13 protein-coding genes are annotated in these 18815 nt (G+C 66.9%); all 13 read left to right on the top strand.

Annotation, left to right across the window (positions count from 1 at the left end; genetic code table 11):
- Positions 1 to 33 precede the first annotated feature (33 nt).
- The 13 genes from prsK (at position 34) to SAOR_RS07525 (ending at position 18805) form a co-directional block, all read left to right on the top strand.
- The gene (gene prsK, locus SAOR_RS07585; RefSeq protein ID WP_185015588.1) at positions 34 to 2157 is read left to right on the top strand and encodes an XrtA/PEP-CTERM system histidine kinase PrsK; all 2124 of its coding nucleotides are present in this window, start codon (positions 34 to 36) and stop codon (positions 2155 to 2157) included.
- The gene (gene prsR / locus SAOR_RS07580; protein WP_123630892.1) at positions 2154 to 3521 is read left to right on the top strand and encodes a PEP-CTERM-box response regulator transcription factor; all 1368 of its coding nucleotides are present in this window, start codon (positions 2154 to 2156) and stop codon (positions 3519 to 3521) included. The genes prsK and prsR overlap by 4 nt, the downstream gene beginning before the upstream one ends.
- A 50-nt stretch (positions 3522 to 3571) precedes the next feature.
- Positions 3572 to 6388 (top strand): XrtA/PEP-CTERM system TPR-repeat protein PrsT, encoded by a 2817-nt coding sequence (prsT, locus tag SAOR_RS07575; protein WP_123630891.1) that lies wholly within the window; start codon positions 3572 to 3574, stop codon positions 6386 to 6388.
- 193 nt (positions 6389 to 6581) lie between these two features.
- Positions 6582 to 7196 carry an XrtA/PEP-CTERM system exopolysaccharide export protein gene (locus SAOR_RS07570; protein ID WP_123630890.1) on the top strand — a complete coding sequence of 205 codons (615 nt, stop codon included), beginning with the start codon at positions 6582 to 6584 and terminating at the stop codon, positions 7194 to 7196.
- A 59-nt stretch (positions 7197 to 7255) separates the two neighbouring features.
- On the top strand, positions 7256 to 8833 hold the full coding sequence (locus SAOR_RS07565; protein WP_123630889.1) for an XrtA system polysaccharide chain length determinant: 1578 nt from the start codon (positions 7256 to 7258) through the stop codon (positions 8831 to 8833).
- Complete coding sequence (locus SAOR_RS07560; protein ID WP_123630888.1) at positions 8830 to 9768, top strand: AAA family ATPase; 939 nt, start codon at positions 8830 to 8832, stop codon at positions 9766 to 9768. Before SAOR_RS07565 ends, SAOR_RS07560 begins: the two co-directional genes overlap by 4 nt.
- The gene (locus SAOR_RS07555; protein ID WP_185015587.1) at positions 9761 to 11620 is read left to right on the top strand and encodes a TIGR03016 family PEP-CTERM system-associated outer membrane protein; all 1860 of its coding nucleotides are present in this window, start codon (positions 9761 to 9763) and stop codon (positions 11618 to 11620) included. Before SAOR_RS07560 ends, SAOR_RS07555 begins: the two co-directional genes overlap by 8 nt.
- A 4-nt stretch (positions 11621 to 11624) precedes the next feature.
- Positions 11625 to 12893, top strand: a complete 1269-nt coding sequence (locus tag SAOR_RS07550; protein ID WP_185015586.1) for an ExeA family protein — start codon at positions 11625 to 11627, stop codon at positions 12891 to 12893.
- Positions 12886 to 13824, top strand: coding sequence for an XrtA system polysaccharide deacetylase (locus SAOR_RS07545; RefSeq protein ID WP_221179915.1), 939 nt, complete (start codon positions 12886 to 12888; stop codon positions 13822 to 13824). The genes SAOR_RS07550 and SAOR_RS07545 overlap by 8 nt, the downstream gene beginning before the upstream one ends.
- Positions 13821 to 14855 carry a FemAB family XrtA/PEP-CTERM system-associated protein gene (locus SAOR_RS07540; protein ID WP_123630885.1) on the top strand — a complete coding sequence of 345 codons (1035 nt, stop codon included), beginning with the start codon at positions 13821 to 13823 and terminating at the stop codon, positions 14853 to 14855. The genes SAOR_RS07545 and SAOR_RS07540 overlap by 4 nt, the downstream gene beginning before the upstream one ends.
- A gap of 10 nt (positions 14856 to 14865) precedes the next feature.
- Positions 14866 to 16119, top strand: coding sequence for a TIGR03087 family PEP-CTERM/XrtA system glycosyltransferase (locus SAOR_RS07535; RefSeq protein ID WP_123630884.1), 1254 nt, complete (start codon positions 14866 to 14868; stop codon positions 16117 to 16119).
- Between the two features lie 26 nt (positions 16120 to 16145).
- A complete protein-coding gene (gene xrtA / locus SAOR_RS07530) occupies positions 16146 to 17633 on the top strand; it encodes an exosortase A (protein ID WP_185015585.1) in 1488 nt (495 codons plus the stop codon).
- Positions 17634 to 17638: 5 nt separating this feature from the next.
- On the top strand, positions 17639 to 18805 hold the full coding sequence (locus SAOR_RS07525; RefSeq protein ID WP_123630882.1) for a TIGR03088 family PEP-CTERM/XrtA system glycosyltransferase: 1167 nt from the start codon (positions 17639 to 17641) through the stop codon (positions 18803 to 18805).
- Positions 18806 to 18815: the final 10 nt, after the last annotated feature.

The following is an 18815-nucleotide window of genomic DNA, read 5'->3' as shown; positions in this document are numbered from 1 at the left end:
CCGCCGGCGGCCCCGATCGCGCTGCCTACATCCGTGTTTCCCGAGCTGACCTCGATCGAGCTGTGGGTGGTATCCAACGGTATCGGGGCCGTTGCCTTCGCCCTGCTCACGCTGTTTCTGGTGCTTATCGAGCCGCATCATTCGGCCGTGCGGCCGCTGGCGGCGGCCTGCGGCGTCAACACACTGTGGCTCGGCCTGCTCGCCGCGGCGCCGCTCATCGGTGCCGGCGGGCCGGTGCTCGATCTGGCGGAGACGACCCGCAACGGCATGTGGCTGGTGCTGGCCTCTTCGCTGCTGCCGAGCTTTCCGGGGCGGGCGACGCGGCCGCTGCTGATTGGTGTCGCGCTCGGGTTACCCCTGCTTCTGCTGGTCTACCTCGCCTGGCGCCTTGCCTCGACGAGTGTCGTGGGCTCGCCGATGTCCGGCCACAGCTTCCTCTTTGCCGTCGGTGCCACGCTCACGAGTTTCTGGGCGCTGGTGCTCGTGGAGCAGACCTGGCGCGTCGGCGGCACGGATCGGCGCTGGGCCATCAAGTATCTGTGTCTGGCGCTCATGACCTTGTTCGTCTACGACTTTCTGATGTATTCGTTCGCGCTGGTCTATGCGCATATCGATATCAACGTCTGGGACGCGCGCGGTGCGGTCAACGCGCTCGCCGCGCCCATGATCGCGATCGCGGCGATGCGCCATGCGAGCTGGTCGGCTCGCGTGGGCATGTCGCACCAGGCGGTCTTTCGCTCGGGCACGGTGCTCGCGGTCGGTGTCTATCTCGTGATCGTCGCGCTCGGCAGCTATTACATCCGTCGATTCGGCGGCAGCTGGGGCTCGGTGGCCGCGGTCTTCTTCCTCGCCGCCACCACGATCGGCCTGTTCGTGCTGCTCGCTTCGGCCCAGATCCGCGCGCATATGCGCGTGTTCATCAACAAGCATCTGTTCAGCTACAAGTACGATTATCGCGAGGAGTGGCTCGCTCTTACCCGTCGCCTCAGTCATCAGGAGGCGGGCGTGGACCCCTACGGACGGGCCATCCGCGCCGTCGCCCAGCTGCTCGACAGTCCGGCCGGTGCGCTCTGGCTCGATCGCGATGACCAGTTCGTGGTCGTCGCGGAGTGGAACCTGCTCAAGGCGACGGAGATCGAGCTCCCGGTGGATTCAGAACTCGCGACCTTCCTGCATGAAAACGGCTGGATCGTCGATTTTCGGGAATCGGGCAACGTTTCCGCGGCCGCGTCGGCGCTGGCTCTGACGCGCGCGTTCCGGGAGTTGCCGCGGGCACGACTGCTGCTGCCGTTGTTCGCCGAAGAGCGCCTGCTCGGATTCATGGTGCTGGCCGAGCCACGCGCGCAGTATCGTCTGGGCTGGGAGGAGCTGGATCTGCTCAAGACGCTCGGACGCCAGGTCGGCGTGTTCCTGGATCAGCAGGAGAGCAATCAGGCATTGACCCAGGCCCGTCAGTTCGAGGCGTTCAATCAGCTCACGGCGTTTCTCATGCACGATCTGAAGAACATCGCGGGCCAGCAGTCCCTGATTCTCCAGAACGCGGAACGCCACAAGCACAATCCCGCCTTCGTCGACGACATGATTCTCACGGTTGAGAACTCCGTTGCGCGGATGCAGGAGGTTCTGCGCCAGCTCGAGCGCGTCTCCGCCGGACCGCGCCAGGGCGGACGCGTGGCCATCGACGCGCTGGTGACGGAGGTCCTGGACAACCTCGCCGGGACGTCGCCGGTGCCCGAGCGTCAGGACGACGGCTGCGACGCGATCATGATCGCCGATCGCGAACGCTTTGCCATGGTGCTGCGGCACGTCATCAAGAACGCGCAGGATGCGACGGGGCGTGACGGCTGGGTGGGCATACGCGCGACCGTCGAGGCCGGAACGGTGGCGATCGCTGTCAGTGACAACGGCGAGGGAATGACGCCCGCGTTCATTCGTGATTCTCTGTTCAAACCGTTCTTCAGCACTAAGTCGGCGCGGGGAATGGGGATCGGCGCGTATCAGGCCCGCGACTTCGCGCGGGGAGCGGGCGGCGATGTCACCGTCGACAGTACGCCGGGCGTCGGCACGGTGTTTACACTGCGTCTACCGGCGGCGGAATCGGAGCATGGACGGAACGGCGAGTTGAACGGGGATACGGGGGGACCGCAACAGTCATGAAGACTCAAACCGAGCGTCTGCTCGTCGTGGAGGACGATCCGGGGCTGGCACGCCAGCTCCGCTGGTCGTTCGACCGCTACGAGCTGCTTTTTGCCGAGGACAGGGAGGGCGCCATCACGCACCTGCGCCGCAACGAACCGCAGGTGGTGCTGCTCGACCTTGGCCTGCCGCCGGAGGCCGACGGCGTCGGCGAGGGCATGAACGCGCTGGCCGAGATCCAGCGGCTGGCGCCGGGCACGAAAGTCATCGTGGTCACCGGGAACGGCGACGAAGACAATGCCCTCCGCGCCATCGGCATGGGCGCCTACGATTTCTATCAGAAACCGGTCGACACCGAGATTCTCGGCCTGATCATCGATCGCGCGTTTCACATCTGGCGTCTCGAGGCGCAGAACCGCGCCCTGCGACAGGACATCGCGCGCCCCCTCGAGGGGGTCATCGCGACCAGCGAACCGATGCTTCGCGTGGTCCGCCAGATCGAGAAGGTCGCCCCCACGAACGCGACCACGCTGCTGTTGGGCGACACCGGTTCCGGCAAGGAGGTCATGGCGCGAGCGCTCCACGGTCTGAGCAGTCGCGCCGAAGCGCGCTTCGTGGCGATCAACTGCGCCGCAATCCCCGAGCAGCTGCTCGAAAGCGAGCTGTTCGGCTACGAGAAGGGGGCCTTCACCGGCGCCAATCGCCAGACGCCGGGCAAGATCGAACTCGCCGAGGGCGGCACGCTCTTCCTCGACGAGATCGGTGACATGCCCGGACAGCTCCAGGCCAAGCTCCTGCGTTTTCTCCAGGAGCGGGTGATCGAGCGCGTCGGCGGGCGCCAGGAGATTCCGGTCGACGTGCGCGTCATATGCGCCACCCATCGGAATCTGCGGGAGCTGATCGATGCCGGCGATTTCCGTGAGGATCTCTATTACCGAATCGCCGAAATCACGATTCTCATCCCCTCGCTGCGCGAGCGTCCGGGCGACGCCACCGCGATGGCCAAGGTCTTTTTCGAACGCGCGGTGACCGAGCATCAAAGTGGCCTTCGGGGGCTCGCCCCCGAGACTCTGGCCGCGATCGAGGCCCACGACTGGCCCGGCAATGTCCGCGAACTGGAGCACCGTGTTAACCGGGCGGTCATCATGGCGGATGGCAAACTACTCACACCTGAGGATCTCGGTCTGGTTCCCGCCGAAGACGGCGGGGAACAGCTCGAGCTGAACCTGCGAAAAGTCCGCGATGACGCGGAACGCGGTGCGCTCGAAAAGAGTCTCAAAGCGGCGGACGGCAACGTCTCTCAGGCAGCGCGCCTGCTAGGCGTGTCGCGTCCGGCCATCTACGACCTGATGCGAAAACACCATATGGCGCCGGATTCGGCCTAGGACGACACGGTGGACACCACGGACATGGCCGAGGGGGCCGAATAACGACAATGAAACAGCATGCGTCCAGACGCCGCGTTGCGGCGACCATTGCAGCAGGCCTGTTGGGCCTGTCGGTTACCGCCTGCGGTCCCGGCACGACGACGGGTGAGCGTATCGACCGTGCCGAGCAGAATCTCGCCGGCGGCGAGTATCGCGAGGCCGAAGTCCGGCTCAAGCAGGTGCTACAGGACAACCGTGATAACGGTAGAGCATGGCGCATGCTCGGTCGCGCCTCGCTGGCCCAGGGCCGCTACGAGGACGCGGTGCACCAGTTCGAGCGCGCGCGAGAAAGCGGTGAGCCGCTGGATACGTTCGCGCTCGCCCTCGCGCAGGCTCATCTGGGCAGCGGCGAGGACGCGCAGGCACTGGAGGTGCTCGAGTCGTTTTCGCCGGACGAAGACGATGAACGCCTCCGGGCGCTCGTGGTCGAGGGCAACGCGCTCTCTCGTCTGGAACGCAGTGATGAGGCCGGCGCCGCCTACGCTCGGGCGCTCGAAATCGATTCCGGCCATGCGCCGGCGCTCATCGGCCAGGCTGAACTCGCCTCGGCCGCGGGTAATGATGATCGAGCCCGCAGCCTGCTCGAGCGCGCCGTCGAGGCGCAGCCGGACTACGCGCCCGCACGGGCCGCTCTGGCACGGCTGGACTACAGCGAAAACCAGTGTGAGCGCGCCATCGACGGCTTCAAGAAGGCGCTTGACCAGAGTGGCCCGAGCGCGCTGCATGCCGGCCAGCAGTTTCAACTGCGGACTTTCCTTGCCGACTGCCAGCTGCGCACCGATCAGCCGGAGGCCGCCGCGGAGGTGGTCGCCGGCCTGGTCAAGGCCGCGCCGGACAACCCTTATGTGAATTATCTGCAGGCCATCATCGATCTGCGTTTTGAGCGTATCGACGATGCGGCCTCGCACCTGCAGCGCGTGCTCAACGCCGACCCGAACAACGTCCGCAGTCTGATGCTGATGGCCTCGGTCAAGATCGCCCAGGGTGATTCGCAGACCGCGCAGACCTATCTCGACCGCGTCATCGCGCGCACGCCGGACAACACGGACGCGCTTCGCATGCGGGCGAACATCTATTTGCGGCAGGGCGAAGAGCAAAAAGCGCTCGATAGCGTCCGCAGCGCCTACGAGGAGAACGAGGACGCGCCGGGCGTGCGCTCGCTACTGGCCGAAATCATGGCCGGGCTCGACGCTGAAACGGGTTCCGCGGATATCTCGGAAGGCGGCAGTGATACGGCGCTTCAGATCGATCTCGCCGCGGCCCTGGCGCGCCAGGGCAACGATGCGGCCGCGCGCGCAGTGATGCAGCGGGTCACGCCCGGAACGGCTGACGAACGCGCACGGCTGGCGCTGGTGCGCATCGGAACCGACCTGGCGGCCGGGCGGACCGCGGCGGCGGTTTCCGAAGCCGAATCGCTGGTCGAGCAGAGCCCGGAGAACACGCGCGCCTACCGGGCGCTCGCACGCGCCTACGTCGCCGATGGTCAGGACGCCAGGGCGGCCGAGGCCCTGGTGCGTGCGGAGGAGCTGGCGCCGGACGATGCCGGCGTCGCCCGTGATCAGGTTCGGCTGGCCGTTCAGCAGGAACGCTACGACGATGCCGCGCAGCGGCTGCAGGCGCTGCGGGCCGCCTCGCCGGACGACGTGCAACTGACGCTCGATCTGGCCGGGGTCTATGCAGCCGCCGGGCGTACCGAAGAGTTGGTGTCGATGCTCACCGGGGCGCATGAAGACAAGCCCGACGAGCTGCGTATCGCGGTCGCGTTGACGAACGCGTATCTTGCGGCCGCCGAGCCCGAACGAGCGGTCGCGCTCGCAGACGAACTGGTCGAGACCCACGCCGACAACGCCGATCTGCGTCGCGTGCAGGGGGTGGCTCGGCTGGCGGCCGAGCAGACCGATGCCGGGCTCGAGAGCTTGGCCCGGGCCGTGGAACTGGCCGATGACGGCCAGCCGGCCTATCGGTTCGATCTGGCTCAGGCGCAGCTCGGCGCGGGCCGCGTCGATGCCGCGGTGGATACCCTGCAGGCCTTGCGCGAGCACGCGCCCGACTTCATGCCGGCGGTGCGACTGCTGGCTGCGACCCTCGCGAGTCAGGGCCGCACGGACGATGCGTTGCCGCTGGTCGAGGTGCTGCGTGACAACGGCAACCCAGTGGCGGCGTCGATACTCGAAGGCGATGTGCGACGGGCGGCCGGCCAGAACCGGGAGGCCGCCGCCGCCTACGAAAGCGCCTTTGCGGAGAGTCCCAGCGCGGAACTGGCGATCGGCCTGTTCGAGGTTCGCCGCCAGGCGGGAATCGACGCGCCACAGCGATCGCTCGAGGACTGGAGCGAGCGGCAGCCGGACAATACCGCGGTCGCGCTGCGCCTTGGTCAATGGTATCAGTCGAATGGCGAGGACGCGGCCGCGGCCGAACAGTATCGACAGGTTCTCGACGCGCGGCCGGACAACGCGATCGCGCTGAACAACCTGGCCGTCATCTATCAGGCGCAGGACGATTCGCGGGCACTTTCGGTGGCACGCCGCGCCCACGACGCGGCGCCCGACAGCCCGGCGGTCGCCGATACGCTGGGCTGGATCCTGGTGCAGGCAGGGCAGCTGGCCGAGGGGATCGAACTGCTCGAAACCGCCACGGAAGCCCCCGAGTCGCCCGCCGGCATCCGTTATCATCTGGCCTATGCGCTGGCGCAGCGTAACGATGCCGGCGACGAAGAGCGCGCGATCGAGATCCTGCGGGATCTCGGCGATTCAAAAGTGGCGTTCGATGAACGGGACGAAGCGCGTCAGCTGCTGGAAGAACTCGTTGGTGAGGGGACGCCGTAGATGATAACGGCGGCGGGTACCGTTTAGCGGCTGTTCATGGAAAACGGATACAATACGCCGTTCGTCGTATGGAAGTGCCGTGCTGTTTCATGTTCGCGCGGTCGGGTGTTCGAAGAATCGGCCGCGTCCCTGGCGCAGCCTGGCGTGGCGGGTGGGCCGCCGCGAACGCGAATCAATAACAAGGGGTGTTCACGTGCAACGTCATAATCCAATACCGGCGCTTCTGGCCGGCTTGATCTCGCTCGTCCTGCTTGCAGGTTGCGCGGCTTCGCCGCCTCCCGCAGCCAGCGATTCGCCGATTGAGAGCAGCTACCGGATCGGGCCTGGGGACGGCCTTCAGATCTATGTGCGCAACAATCCGGATCTCACCATGCAGGTGCCGGTCCGCCCCGACGGCAACATCTCGATCCCGCTGGTGGAGAGCATGGCCGCTGCGGGCAAGACGCCGCAGGCGCTCGCGGACGATCTCGAGGAATCTCTGTCGACCTATATTCGCAATCCGATCGTCACCGTGATCGTGACCAACTTCGTCGGCACCTATGCGGACCAGGTTCGAGTGGTCGGTGAGGCCGCACGGCCCCAGTCGATGCCCTACCGCGAAGGCATGACGCTGCTGGACGTGATGATCAATGTCGGTGGCCTCACGCAGTTCGCCGCCGGCAATCGAGCGAAACTCGTGCGCGAGACGGGCGAGGAGGGCGAGACCACCTACGGTGTGAATCTCCAGGAGCTGCTCAACGGCGAGATCGACAACAACGTGCCGGTTCATCCGGGAGACGTGATCATCATCCCGAGAACCTACTTCTAGCAAGGCAACCGCGGGGCCGCGCGTGACGTGCGGTATTCGAATCCGACGAGCGATCCACCATGCAGGAACTCTTCTCCCTAGTTCTCGAGCAGTTGCGCAATATCTGGCGCTTCCGCTGGCTTGCGCTGGCGATTGCCTGGGTGATTGCCATCGTCGGCTGGGTGTATGTCTACAGCATGCCGAACGAGTATCGCTCGCAGGCACGCGTGCACATCGACACCAAGTCCGCCATTCGGCCCCTGCTGAGTGGGATGGCCGTCATGCCGGACGTGTCGCGCCAGGTCGAGCTGCTTATCGGCACCGTGCTCAGCCGCCCCCACCTGCGGGATATCGCCCGCCGCACCGGACTTGATCTGCAGGCCACGACGCCGGAGGAAGAGCAGGCGTTGCTCGACCAACTCGATCAGCGCATTCAACTGTCGAGCGTCAACCGCAACACGGACGTCTACCGGATCTCCTACACCGGCGGCGATCCCGAGGTGGCGCAGGCCGTGGTGCAGCAGGTGCTCAACATCATGACCGATATGGCGGTCTCGGATAACGCCAACGGCGAGGATTCGGCGAACGCCACGGCCTTCCTGAGTGAGGAAGTCGACAATTACGAAGAGCGGCTCGCCGAGAGCGAACGCAAGCTCGCTGAGTTCAAGAAGAACAACGCCGAGCTGATTCCCGGCAGCGACGACTACGTCTCTCGCGTCAAGCGTGCGAATGCGCGGATCGACGAACTCAACGACCAGCTCGCCATGGCACGCCAACGCCGGTCGAGTCTGCAGCAGCAGCTCAGCGGCCGGGGCGGGTCGGCTTCCGTGACCCCGGAGCGGAGTCAGCAGGTGCAGAGCATCGATGCCCGTATCGCGGAACAGCAGCGCAAGATCGAGCAACTGCTGACCAAGTACACCCCGCAGCATCCCGATGTCGCCTCCGCCCGGCGCGAGATCGAGCGCCTTCGCGAGAGTCGCTCGGACACGATCGCCGAACTCCGGGCGAATCCGGGCCAGGCGATATCCGCCTCGGCGGCCGTGGACAATACGAGTGTGCTGAGCCAGCAGCTGGATGCCGCGAATGTCGAGATCGAGACCCTGCAGTCGTCGATCGAGCGCCAGCGTTCCCAGATGGAGGAGCTGCGTTCGGGCGCCGACGAGATGACCGACGCCCAGGCGCAGCTGGCCAAGCTGACGCGCGACTACAACGTCACGCAGGACCAGTATCAGAAGCTGCTGACCCGCCTGTATTCGGCGCGGCTGTCGACCGATGTGCGTCAGCACAACGATCCGCTCGAGTTCCGGGTGATCGATCCGCCGGAAGAGCCCGCAGAGCCCTCCGGCCCCCAGCGCGTCATCCTGCTGACCATGGCGCTGTTCGCCGCCACCGCGGCCGGCATCGCCTTCGCGTTCTTCATGGGCCAGATCCGCCCGGTGTTCATCAACCGCAAGTCGCTCACCGATGCCACCGGCCTGCCGGTGCTCGGCTCCGTCTCCATGGCCTGGAGCACGGGCCAGCGCGCCCAGCGTCAGACCGGTCTACTTCTGTTTCTTGTCTGCGCGGGTACGCTCATCGTGGGCTACGTCGGCGCGGTCGTGCTGGCACCTCTCGGCGCGCGTCTGGTGCCGGCATTGTTCACAGGCCAATTGCTATGAGTATCGTCGAGAAAGCCGCGCAACGATTGCAGCGCGAGAAGGGGCGAGAGCAGCCGACCAATCGTACGTCGAACACGGAGCAAGCCGCGGAGACCGGTGAGCGCCGCCCGACGGCCGTCGAACGCAGCGTGAGCCGAAAGACGCCGGAGCCGAGGCTTGCGGAACATGCCGGCGAGTCGGCTTCCGGCGGCGCCGTAACGTTGGACTGGGCTTCACTGCGCCGTAGCGGGGTGGTGCCACCGAAGTCGATGAGTGCCCAGCTGGGCCGTGAATTCCAGCGCATCAAGCGCCCGATCCTTGCCGCCTTGAATCCGAACGACGGCACGGCGCTGCCCAACGCGAATCGCCTGATGGTCACCAGCGCGCATCCTGGCGACGGCAAGACATTCATGTCGATGAACCTGGCGATGAGTCTGGCGCGCGAGATGGATCACTCGGTGCTGCTGGTCGACGGTGACGTGGCCAAACCCGGCGTGAGTCGTAGTCTCGGGGTGTCAGACCGTCCCGGTCTCATGGATCTTCTCGAGGATAGCGACGCGGCCGTCGAGGACGCGATGGTCGCCACCGACGTGCCCAATCTGTACGTGCTGCCGTCCGGGCAGCGCAGCGAAGAGGCCGCAGAGCGGTTGGCGAGTCGTCGCATGGCGTCGATCGTCGCCGAACTCGCGGCCGATCCGACGCGCATCGTGATATTCGATTCGCCACCGCTGCTGGCCACGGCCGAAGCCCAGTCGCTGGCGTTGTCGATGGGTCAGATTCTGCTGGTCGTGCGCGCCGGCCAGACCGAGCGTCGCGCGCTGGATTCCGCTTTGTCACTTATCGAGCCCGCGAACGCGGCCATCAGCCTGGTGCTGAATCAGACCCGCAAGGGTTTCGGGGAGGACTACGATGGCTATTACGGCGTCTATTCGGGCGAGGGTGAGAAGGTTGGTTGACGATCACGCGACCGGTGCGGGCGTCGATGACGGCCGGTCGGCGTCGCCGATGACGTCGGTCCGCAGTGAGGCCATGCGCCTGCGCGCGGCCTGTGCGCTGCTGGCCGTTCCGGCATTCTGCTTCCCGCTGGCCGTGCTCGCGCAGGACGGTGATGGCGGCTCGACCGGTGGCGCGAGCTCGGGCGCGAGCGGTGCACAGGGCGGCGATAGCGAGGGCGCTGCGGCTGCGTCGGGCGGTGCCAATCCGTTCGCGCGCCTGTTCGGCGGCGGCGACGCCTCAGGGCTCCTGGGCATGAGCGGGCTCGCGTTCCGGCCAGGTTTCGGTGGGGGTTGCGTCGCGGCAGCCGGGTTCAGTGGCGCCGGTGAGCCGGGTGTCTACGAGTCGCTGGAATTGACCAGCGCGTCCGCTGGCAACGACGGACGTTATGCGCGCTTGTCGGTCTCGGCCTCGGAGACCTACACCGACAACCTGAATCAGGAGCCCGACGACGAGGCGACGAGCGACTACATCACCGCGGTTTCGCCCCGTCTGGATGCCTGTTCCCAGACCGGCCGCATCCGCGGCCAGCTCAGCTATCAGCTCGAAGGGCTGATCTACGCCAACAACAGTCAGTACAACGACGTTTACAACGATATCCAGGCGGAGACCACGATCGAGCTGGTCCCGGGCCGGTTCTATCTGGATGCCGACACGCGTTACGGCCAGACGGTGGTCGATCCGTCGATCAATTTCTCGGCGTCGAACAGCATTCGCCCCGACCAGAACAAGACCACGGCCTGGGTCAGCAACGTGAGCCCGTATCTGGTGCAGTCGTTGGGTCCGGTCGGGCAGGCGATGCTGCGTTACCGCTACGGCTACTCGGACTACGGTGACCGCGACGTGCCCGACAGCACCGTTCAGGGCGTTTTCCTGAACATCAACAGCCCCGAAGCGCGACAGCCCCTGAGCTATCAGTTCAGTGCCCTGACGCAGCGCGTCGAGCGTAGCGGCGGTGATGAGTCGCGTTTTTTCGAGAGTTTTCCGGAAGAGCTGCAGGATTCGCCCTTGCTGCCCGATGAAGAGGCGCTGGAACGCGACCGGACGACGTATTTCGACCGCGTCATGCTTGATCTGGGCTATCGCCTTACGCCGACACTGCAATTGGTGGGCGCCGGTGGTCTGGAGAACCGCTACAACCGCGACGGCACCACCGACCGTCTGGAGGAGCCGTTCTGGAACGGCGGATTCCGCTGGGATTCAGCACGCAATTCGCTTGAAGCTCGCGTCGGCGACCGCTACTACGGCACGTCGTACGAATTCAGCGCTTCGCATGACGGGCGCCTTTTCGATACCCGGGTCGGCTACGACGAGGAGACAACCAACCAGGCGCTGAACACGCTCAACGGCGGTGGCTCCATCGGCTCCTCGGGCGGTGGACTCGGCGGCTTTGGTGGTTTCGGCGGGACAACGACCTCCCAGTTCGATCGCGGCGTGTTTGTGCAGAAGCAGTTGTCGGCGTCGATTGACTTCGACACGGCGTTGACGGAGACCAGGCTGACCGCCTCCCGTCAGGAGCGCGAATATCAGGACAGCGACGAACCCGACGAGACGTACAAGCGGCTGGATCTGGAGACGCGTTACAACGTCACCCGCCGCATGACGTTCGTGCCGCGCGCGCGCTGGCAGAACCGCGAGGGCTCGTCCCGCGGCGGCGAGTACGACACCTACGCGGTGGGCACGTCGCTGATCCGCTCGCTGACCCCGACCTCCCAGGGCGCGGTCGGCTATGTGCGCAGTTGGCGCGATGACGATTCGGACGCGTCGGAGTACGAGGAAAATCGGATCGTCGTGCAGTTCCGCAAGAGTTTCTAGCCGCATGTACGAACGTTTCTACAAGCTGAAGGGGCGCCCCTTCCAGCTCATGCCCGATCCGCGGCTGCTGTTCGAAAGCCGCAATCACACGCGGGGCCTGTCGTATCTGATCTACGGCGTGGAGCGCAACGAAGGGTTCGTCGTCATCACCGGCGATGTCGGCACCGGCAAGACCCTGCTGCTGCAGACGCTGCTCAATCAGCTGCAGACCCAGCATCTGTCGATCGCACGCGTGGCCATGGCCAATGTCGACGGCGATGCGGTGCTGCCGGCGGTGGCCGGCGCGTTCGGCGTGGCGTACAAGGCGCGCTCCAAGTTTGAGCTGCTGGACGCCCTGGTGGCGAAGCTGGCGCCGAATCGGTCGCGCGGGTCGCTGCTGATCGTTGACGAGGCCCAGACCTGCAGCCCCGAGGCGCTCGAGGAGCTGCGGGTAATCTCCAATCTGCAGGCCGATGGCCAGGCGCTGCTGCAGGTGATTCTGATCGGCCAGACCGAGTTGCGCAGCGTGCTGTCGCGCCCGTCCATGGCGCATCTGCGTCAGCGCATCGTGGCCTCGTACCATCTCACGCCGCTGGATGCCGACGAGATCGCCGGCTACATCGAGCATCGTCTGGAGAAGGTCGGCTGGCGGTCCGGGCAGCCGTCGTTCGAGCAGGGCGTCTATGCCCGTGTGCATGAATGGGCGGGCGGCATTCCGCGCCGCATCAATCTGATCATGGATCGACTGCTGCTCTACGGTTATCTCGACGAGCGGATGATGCTCACGGTCGAGGACCTCGAGGTCGTCATCCAGGAGTTCGAGGACGAGTTCGCCAGTGACGACCTGGCGCTCGACGACGCGCCCGCGCCGAGCGGCACCCACAGCGCGGTGTCGACGAGCGCGAACACATCGGTCACCGCGCTCACCGACCGCGTCGCCGGGCTCGAGCGGGCCTTGCGGCGGCAGTACGGCGACGCGCGCGCCGATACCCTGCTGGCCGAGCATGCGGCCAGCGCGGAACAGCGGGCACTGGTGGATGCGCTGTTGCGGGTCGAGCGTCTGGAGACGCTGCTGTCACACGCGCCCGATGAGACGCCTCGAACCGACGCCGACGCTAACGCGGATGCATCGCAGCCGGCGGATGCCGAAACCCCGGCTGAGCCCGATGCGTCGGCGGCGCCGGCCGCCGAGATCGACGACGAGAAGCTGTCCTGGTCGTCGCAGTCGCGCTTCAGCGAGACCGAGGATTCGGCACTCACCCGCTATTTCCGTTGGGGGCGTCGCTATGAGTGACGCATTCGTCTCCGAGCCGTTGGCCGCGACGGACGCCAATCCGATCAATGCCATGAGCGTCGACGTGGAGGAGTACTTCCAGGTATCGGCGTTCGAGTCGCATGTGCCCTTCGAACGCTGGGAAACCATTCCGGGGCGCGTGGAAGCGGCGATGGATCGTATTCTGGCGATGTTCGAGCTCGCCGGCGTGCGCGCGACGTTCTTCACGCTCGGCTGGATCGCCGAGCGCCATCCCGGGATGCTGCGGCGCGTGGTCGATGCCGGTCACGAGATTGCCAGTCACGGCATGCATCATGTCCGCGTGATCAACCAGGATCGCGCGACCTTCGCTGCCGACATCCGGCGGGCAAAGGGCATGCTGGAGGACGTGACCGGGCAGCGTGTCCGGGGGTATCGCGCCCCCAGCTACTCCATCGGCCGCACCAATCTCTGGGCGCTTGACGAGCTGGCCGAAGCCGGTCACGTCTACAGCTCGAGCATCTTTCCGGGTGCGCACGACGCCTACGGCATGGCCGAGGCGCCGCGGTTCGCGTTCCGGGTCCAAGACAGCGGCATCCTGGAGATCCCGGTGACCACGGTCGAGGCCGGCGGCAAACGTTTCCCCTGCGCGGGCGGCGGGTTCTTCCGGCTCTACCCGTATGCGCTGACCCGCGCGGCCCTGCGCCGCGTGAACCGGCGCGACGGCCGGGCGGCGCTGTTCTATTTCCACCCCTGGGAGCTGGACCCGGCCCAGCCGCGGGTGCCGGGCGTGAGCCTGAAGACGCGTTTTCGTCATTATCTCAACCTTCACCGCGTCGAGCCGCGCTTGGCGCGGCTGCTGGCCGACTTCCGCTGGGATCGCATGGATCGCGTGTTTCCGGTCGAGGGCGCTGCCTCGACCCATCGCGACGTGTTCGACAACCCGCCGTACAAGACTGCGAGAGCCTCATGACCGCCAGCACGCCCGTCGTTCACGTGCTCGATACGGATACCCATCGCTGGGATGCGTTCGTGGCCGAAGCGCCCGACGCCACCTTCTTCCACCAGGCCGGCTGGAAGCGCGTCATCGAGGGGGCGTTCGGCCACCGCTGCCACTTCCTGTACGCGGAAACGGACGGACGGATCGAGGGCGTGCTGCCGTTGGTGCACGTCAAGAGTCGTTTGTTCGCGAACGCGCTGATCTCGACCCCGTTCTGCGTCTATGGGGGCGCGCTGGCGGCCACCGAGCGTGCCGAGGCCGCGCTCTATGCCCATGCCTGCGAGCTGGCGCGTCGTCTCGGCGTGGACTATCTGGAGGCCCGCGAGCGCACACCGCGCCACGCCGACTGGCACGGCAAGGATCTTTATTACACGTTTCGGCGCGAGATCGCGGCCGACGACGAGGCCAATCTCCAGGCGATTCCGCGCAAGCAGCGGGCGGTCGTGCGCAAGGCGATGAAGCTCGGGATGGCGGCCGAGATCGACAGCGACGTCGAGCGCCTGTATCCGCTCTACGCCTACAGCCTGCGCAATCTCGGCACGCCGGTGTTCTCCAAGAAATACATGACGCTGCTGCTGGAGACCTTCGGCGACGCCGTCGAAGTGCTGACCATCACCCACGAGGGCGAGCCGGTGGCCAGCGTGCTGAGCTTCTATTTCCGCGACGAGGTGTTGCCCTACTATGCGGGCGCCGGCGAGCGCGCCCGCGAGCTCAAGGCCAACGACTATCTCTACTGGGCGCTGATGTCGCATGCCGCGGCGCGAGGCGTGCGGGTTTTCGACTTCGGGCGCAGCAAGCGCGAGACGGGCCCGTTTCACTTCAAGCGCCACTGGGGTTTCGAGCCGCAGCCGCTGGCCTACGAGTATTATCTGGTCGAGGCCGACAGCCTGCCCGATCTGAGCCCGGCCAATCCGCGCTACCAGCGTGTGATCCGGGCATGGCAGAAACTGCCGATCCCGGTCACGCGCGTGATCGGGCCGCTGCTGTCACGCAATCTGGGCTGAGACTCCCGCCATGGGCGACATCCTCTTTCTCTGCCACCGCATTCCGTATCCGCCGAACAAGGGCGACAAGATTCGTGCCTATCACTGGCTGCGCGCGCTTGCGGCGCACCACCGCGTGCACCTGGGCACCTTCGTGGACGATCCCGCGGACTGGTCGCATCGCGAGGCGCTCGACGGACTGTGCGCGGAGCAGTGCTATCGGCCGCTGCCGGGGCTGCGTGCCAAGGCGCGGAGCCTTAACGGTCTCTGGCGCGGTGAGGCCCTGAGTTTCGGCTACTACCGCGACCGTGCCATGACCCGCTGGGTGCGCCGCGTACTCGGCCAGCATCCCATCGACGCGGTGTTCGTGTTCTCGTCGACGATGGCGCCCTATGCCCTGGACGCGGGGAGCGATGTGCGCCGCGTGCTCGATTTCGTCGACGTCGATTCCGACAAGTGGCACCAGTATGCCGGCAGCAGCCGCCTGCCGATGCGCTGGGTCTATGCGCGTGAGGCGAAGCGGCTGTTCCAGGGCGAGCGCGCGCTCGCGGCCCGGTTCGACGCCAGTGTTTTCGTTTCCGAGGCCGAGGCCGACTTCTTTCGCCGTGCCGCGCCCGAAGTCGCCGGGCGCGTGCATGCCCTCGGCAACGGCGTGGATGCGGACTATTTCGATCCCGGTCTCGGGTACGACAACCCGTACGGGAACGAGACGGGCTCGCAACTCGTGTTCACCGGGGCCATGGACTACGGTGCCAACGCCGATGCGATGGTCTGGTTCGTGGAGGCCGTGCTGCCCCGGATTCGGGAGACGCGGCCCGAGGCCCGTCTGAGCATCGTCGGCACCCGCCCGACAGCGCGTGTTCGCGCGCTGGCGTCGCATCCCGGGGTGCAGGTCACCGGCGCGGTGCCGGACGTGCGGCCGTATCTCGCGCATGCCGACGCCGCGATCGCACCCATGCGGATCGCGCGCGGCATCCAGAACAAGGTGCTCGAGGCGCTGGCGATGGGGCGGCCCACGGTGATGACCGAGCAGGCGGCCGCCGGACTGGTACCCGCGCCGGCGCAGGTGGCCCCGGTTGCCGGCACGGCAGACGATTTCGCCAGCGCGGTCGTCGAGATTCTCGGCCGCGAGACCGGCCGCGCCGAGGCCGCCGGCCGCGCCCGGGATTACGTGCTGCGCCACTACGGCTGGGACGCGCGCTTCGCCGAGTTGCGGTCGCTGGTCGGTGTCGGTGAGTCGGCTGGTGCGGCGATGTCGGGCACGACCGCGGGGCTGTCGGCATGAGCCGCGCCGGGACGACGGCGGGCACGATGTCGGGTACGACCGCGGCCGGTGCATCGGTCAACCGGGCCCTGCACGCGGGTTTCGTGCTGACCATGGCGGTCTATGTCGCGGCGTTCGTCTCGACCTATGCCTCGCTCGTCGCGACCTGGGGGCGTACCGGTACGTTCGAATACGCCTATCTCATCTTTCCGGTCTGTGCGGTCCTGGTCTGGGGGCGCCGCGCCTGGCTGGCGCGCGTGGCCGCCGAGCCGCGGCCGCGGGCATTGTTGCTCGCCCTGGGTCTCGGCGGGCTGTGGCTGATCGGCGCGGCGGCGCGCATCAACCTGTTCCAGCACGTCGCCGTGGTGGCGATGTGGCCGGTGCTGATCTATGTCTTCTACGGGCGGGCCGTCGCGCGCGTGCTGGCGTTTCCGATGGGCTATGTGCTGTTCGCGATCCCGTTCGGCAATTTCATGGTCGAGCCGCTGCAGACGGTGACCGCGCATCTGTCGGTGTTCGCACTCGGATTCACCGATGTGCCGGTGTTCATGAGCGGGCACATGATCGATACGCCGGTCTCGGCCTGGCATGTCGCCGAAGCCTGCAGCGGGATCAAGTTCTTCGTCGCCACGACCGCCTTCGGCGTGCTCTACGCCTATCTGTTCTATCAGAGCCTGCATCGGCGCCTGATCTTCATCGCGGCCTCGATGATCGTGCCGATCATCGCCAACGGTCTGCGTGTGTTCTTCACGATCCTCATCGGCGAATACTTCGGTCTCGAATACGCCACCGGAACCGATCACGCCATCTTCGGCTGGCAGTTCTTCGGCACGGTTCTGGTGTTGCTGTTTCTCGCGGGCTGGCCGTGGCACGAGCCGCCGCCCCGACCGCCGGCCGCGGCAGCCGCCGACCGGCCGGTGGCCGGCCGGCGAGCGATCGTGGTCACCGCTCTGGCGATGGTCGTGATCCTCGTCCCCGCGGTCTGGTTCGGCGTCGCCAGCGCCATGGCGCATGCCGCGGACCGGGCCGCGCCGACGCTGCCGCAGACGCTGGCCGGAAAGAAGGCGGACGATACCGGCCCGTGGGACGGGCCCGGAATGCCGCTGGCCTCCGAGCGCCCGCATGTCAGCCGTGTCTATGGTGAGAGTCAGGGCGCGATTCGCGTCGACTATGTCCGCCTGGCGCCGGACGATGCTGCGGATCGCGTCCATGACGACCAACGCTGGCAGGTGCTGCGGCAGGGCAGTGCGGCGTTGACGGGCGACGCCGCGCCGACATTCCGGCGGCTCGAACTTCAGCGCCGCAACGCCAGTCAGCGCTTGGAGATCTGGTCCGTGGCGCGCATCGGTGACCGCTGGCTCAACCCCGGGCCCATGCTGCGTGCATGGCAGGCGCTGTATATGCTCTCCGGCCAGCCCGGCGATGTGGCCGTGCTGCGTCTGGCGCAGGCCTCCGCTGCGGCTGCGGAGGACGACGCAGCGCTCGTCGACATGGCCCGCGCCGCGGTCGAAGCCGTCGAGCGCGAACGGTCGTGACCGGCATGCCGCGGACCCAGGCCCACGCCGAGCATCCGATCGCCGCGGCGCGACCGGTGATCGTGCATGTGCTGGACGAATTCGGTGTCGGCGGTATGGAAACGGTGGCGCTCACCGTCATTGCGCGAACCTGTGATCGCTATTCGCATCGCGTCCTCTGCCTGCGTGGCCGGGGCGTGCGCGCCGATCGGGCCGAAGCCCTCGGAGTGCCGGTCGAGGCGCTGGGCAAGCGGCCGGGCAAGGACGTGGCCGCCTATCTGCGCCTGACGCGCCGGCTGCGTGCGCTGCGTCCGGCCATCGTGCACACCTACAATATCGGGGCGCTGGACGTGGCCTTCTGGGCGCGGCTCGCCGGCGTTCGGCGGATCGTGCACGCCGAGCACGGGCGCGATGTTTCGGATCCGCAGGGCAGCAATCCCAGATATCGCTGGATGCGGCGAGTGCTGGCGCCGGCCATCAGCCGTTTCGTGCCGGTGTCCGCGGATCTCGAACGCTGGCTTGTGGACGAGGTGCGGGTCGGGCGCGCGCGCACGCAGCTGATCTATAACGGAATCGATACCGCGCGCTACACGCCGTCCGAAAGCGAGATTGGAATCGATCGCGCCGCACCGGATCTGGTTGCGTGCGATATATTGTTCGGTACGGTGGGGCGTCTCGACCCGGTGAAGGGCTTCGACACGCTCATCGATGCCTTCGCCGAAGCCTGCGCGGCCGAGGGCGATCAGCGGCTGGGACTCGTCATCGTCGGCGACGGCCCGGCGCGGGCCGCACTCGAGGCGCGGGTGGCCGAATACGGTCTCGCGGACCGGGTCCGGCTGCCGGGTTCGCGCGATGACGTCGAGGCGGTGCTGCGCGACCTGGACATCTACGTCTGCTCGTCGGTGGCCGAAGGCGTGGCGCTGACGATCCTCGAAGCCATGGCCAGCGGCCTGCCGGTGGTGGCCACGGCGGTGGGTGGCAACCCGGAATTGGTGGCCCCGGAACGCACCGGCATGCTCGTGCCGTCCGGCGACGCCTTGGCGCTGGCCGAAGCGATGCGGTCGCTCGCCGCGGCACCGGAGACCCGGCGCGCCTACGGCGAAGCCGGCCGGGCCCGCGTGTGCGAGGCGTTCAGCGTGGCGGCCATGACCGACGGCTACATACGCCTCTACGACCAGTTGCTCGGAGACTAGCACTCGACGC

Origin of the sequence: Salinisphaera orenii subsp. orenii MK-B5 (assembly GCF_003788635.1) — a bacterium.
GTDB classification, from domain to species: domain Bacteria; phylum Pseudomonadota; class Gammaproteobacteria; order Nevskiales; family Salinisphaeraceae; genus Salinisphaera; species Salinisphaera orenii.
Note: the sequence above shows the minus strand (reverse complement) of the source record. Positions and strands in the feature narration are given on the sequence as shown.

Excerpts from the sequence above, each read along its gene's own strand:
- prsR (WP_123630892.1), top strand. The coding sequence starts at position 2,154 with ATGAAGACTCAAACCGAGCGTCTGCTCGTCGTGGAGGACGATCCGGGG.
- prsT (WP_123630891.1), top strand. The coding sequence starts at position 3,572 with ATGAAACAGCATGCGTCCAGACGCCGCGTTGCGGCGACCATTGCAGCA.
- SAOR_RS07565 (WP_123630889.1), top strand. The coding sequence starts at position 7,256 with ATGCAGGAACTCTTCTCCCTAGTTCTCGAGCAGTTGCGCAATATCTGG.
- SAOR_RS07560 (WP_123630888.1), top strand. The coding sequence starts at position 8,830 with ATGAGTATCGTCGAGAAAGCCGCGCAACGATTGCAGCGCGAGAAGGGG.
- SAOR_RS07550 (WP_185015586.1), top strand. The coding sequence starts at position 11,625 with ATGTACGAACGTTTCTACAAGCTGAAGGGGCGCCCCTTCCAGCTCATG.
- SAOR_RS07545 (WP_221179915.1), top strand. The coding sequence starts at position 12,886 with ATGAGTGACGCATTCGTCTCCGAGCCGTTGGCCGCGACGGACGCCAAT.
- SAOR_RS07540 (WP_123630885.1), top strand. The coding sequence starts at position 13,821 with ATGACCGCCAGCACGCCCGTCGTTCACGTGCTCGATACGGATACCCAT.
- SAOR_RS07535 (WP_123630884.1), top strand. The coding sequence starts at position 14,866 with ATGGGCGACATCCTCTTTCTCTGCCACCGCATTCCGTATCCGCCGAAC.
- xrtA (WP_185015585.1), top strand. The coding sequence starts at position 16,146 with ATGTCGGGTACGACCGCGGCCGGTGCATCGGTCAACCGGGCCCTGCAC.
- SAOR_RS07525 (WP_123630882.1), top strand. The coding sequence starts at position 17,639 with ATGCCGCGGACCCAGGCCCACGCCGAGCATCCGATCGCCGCGGCGCGA.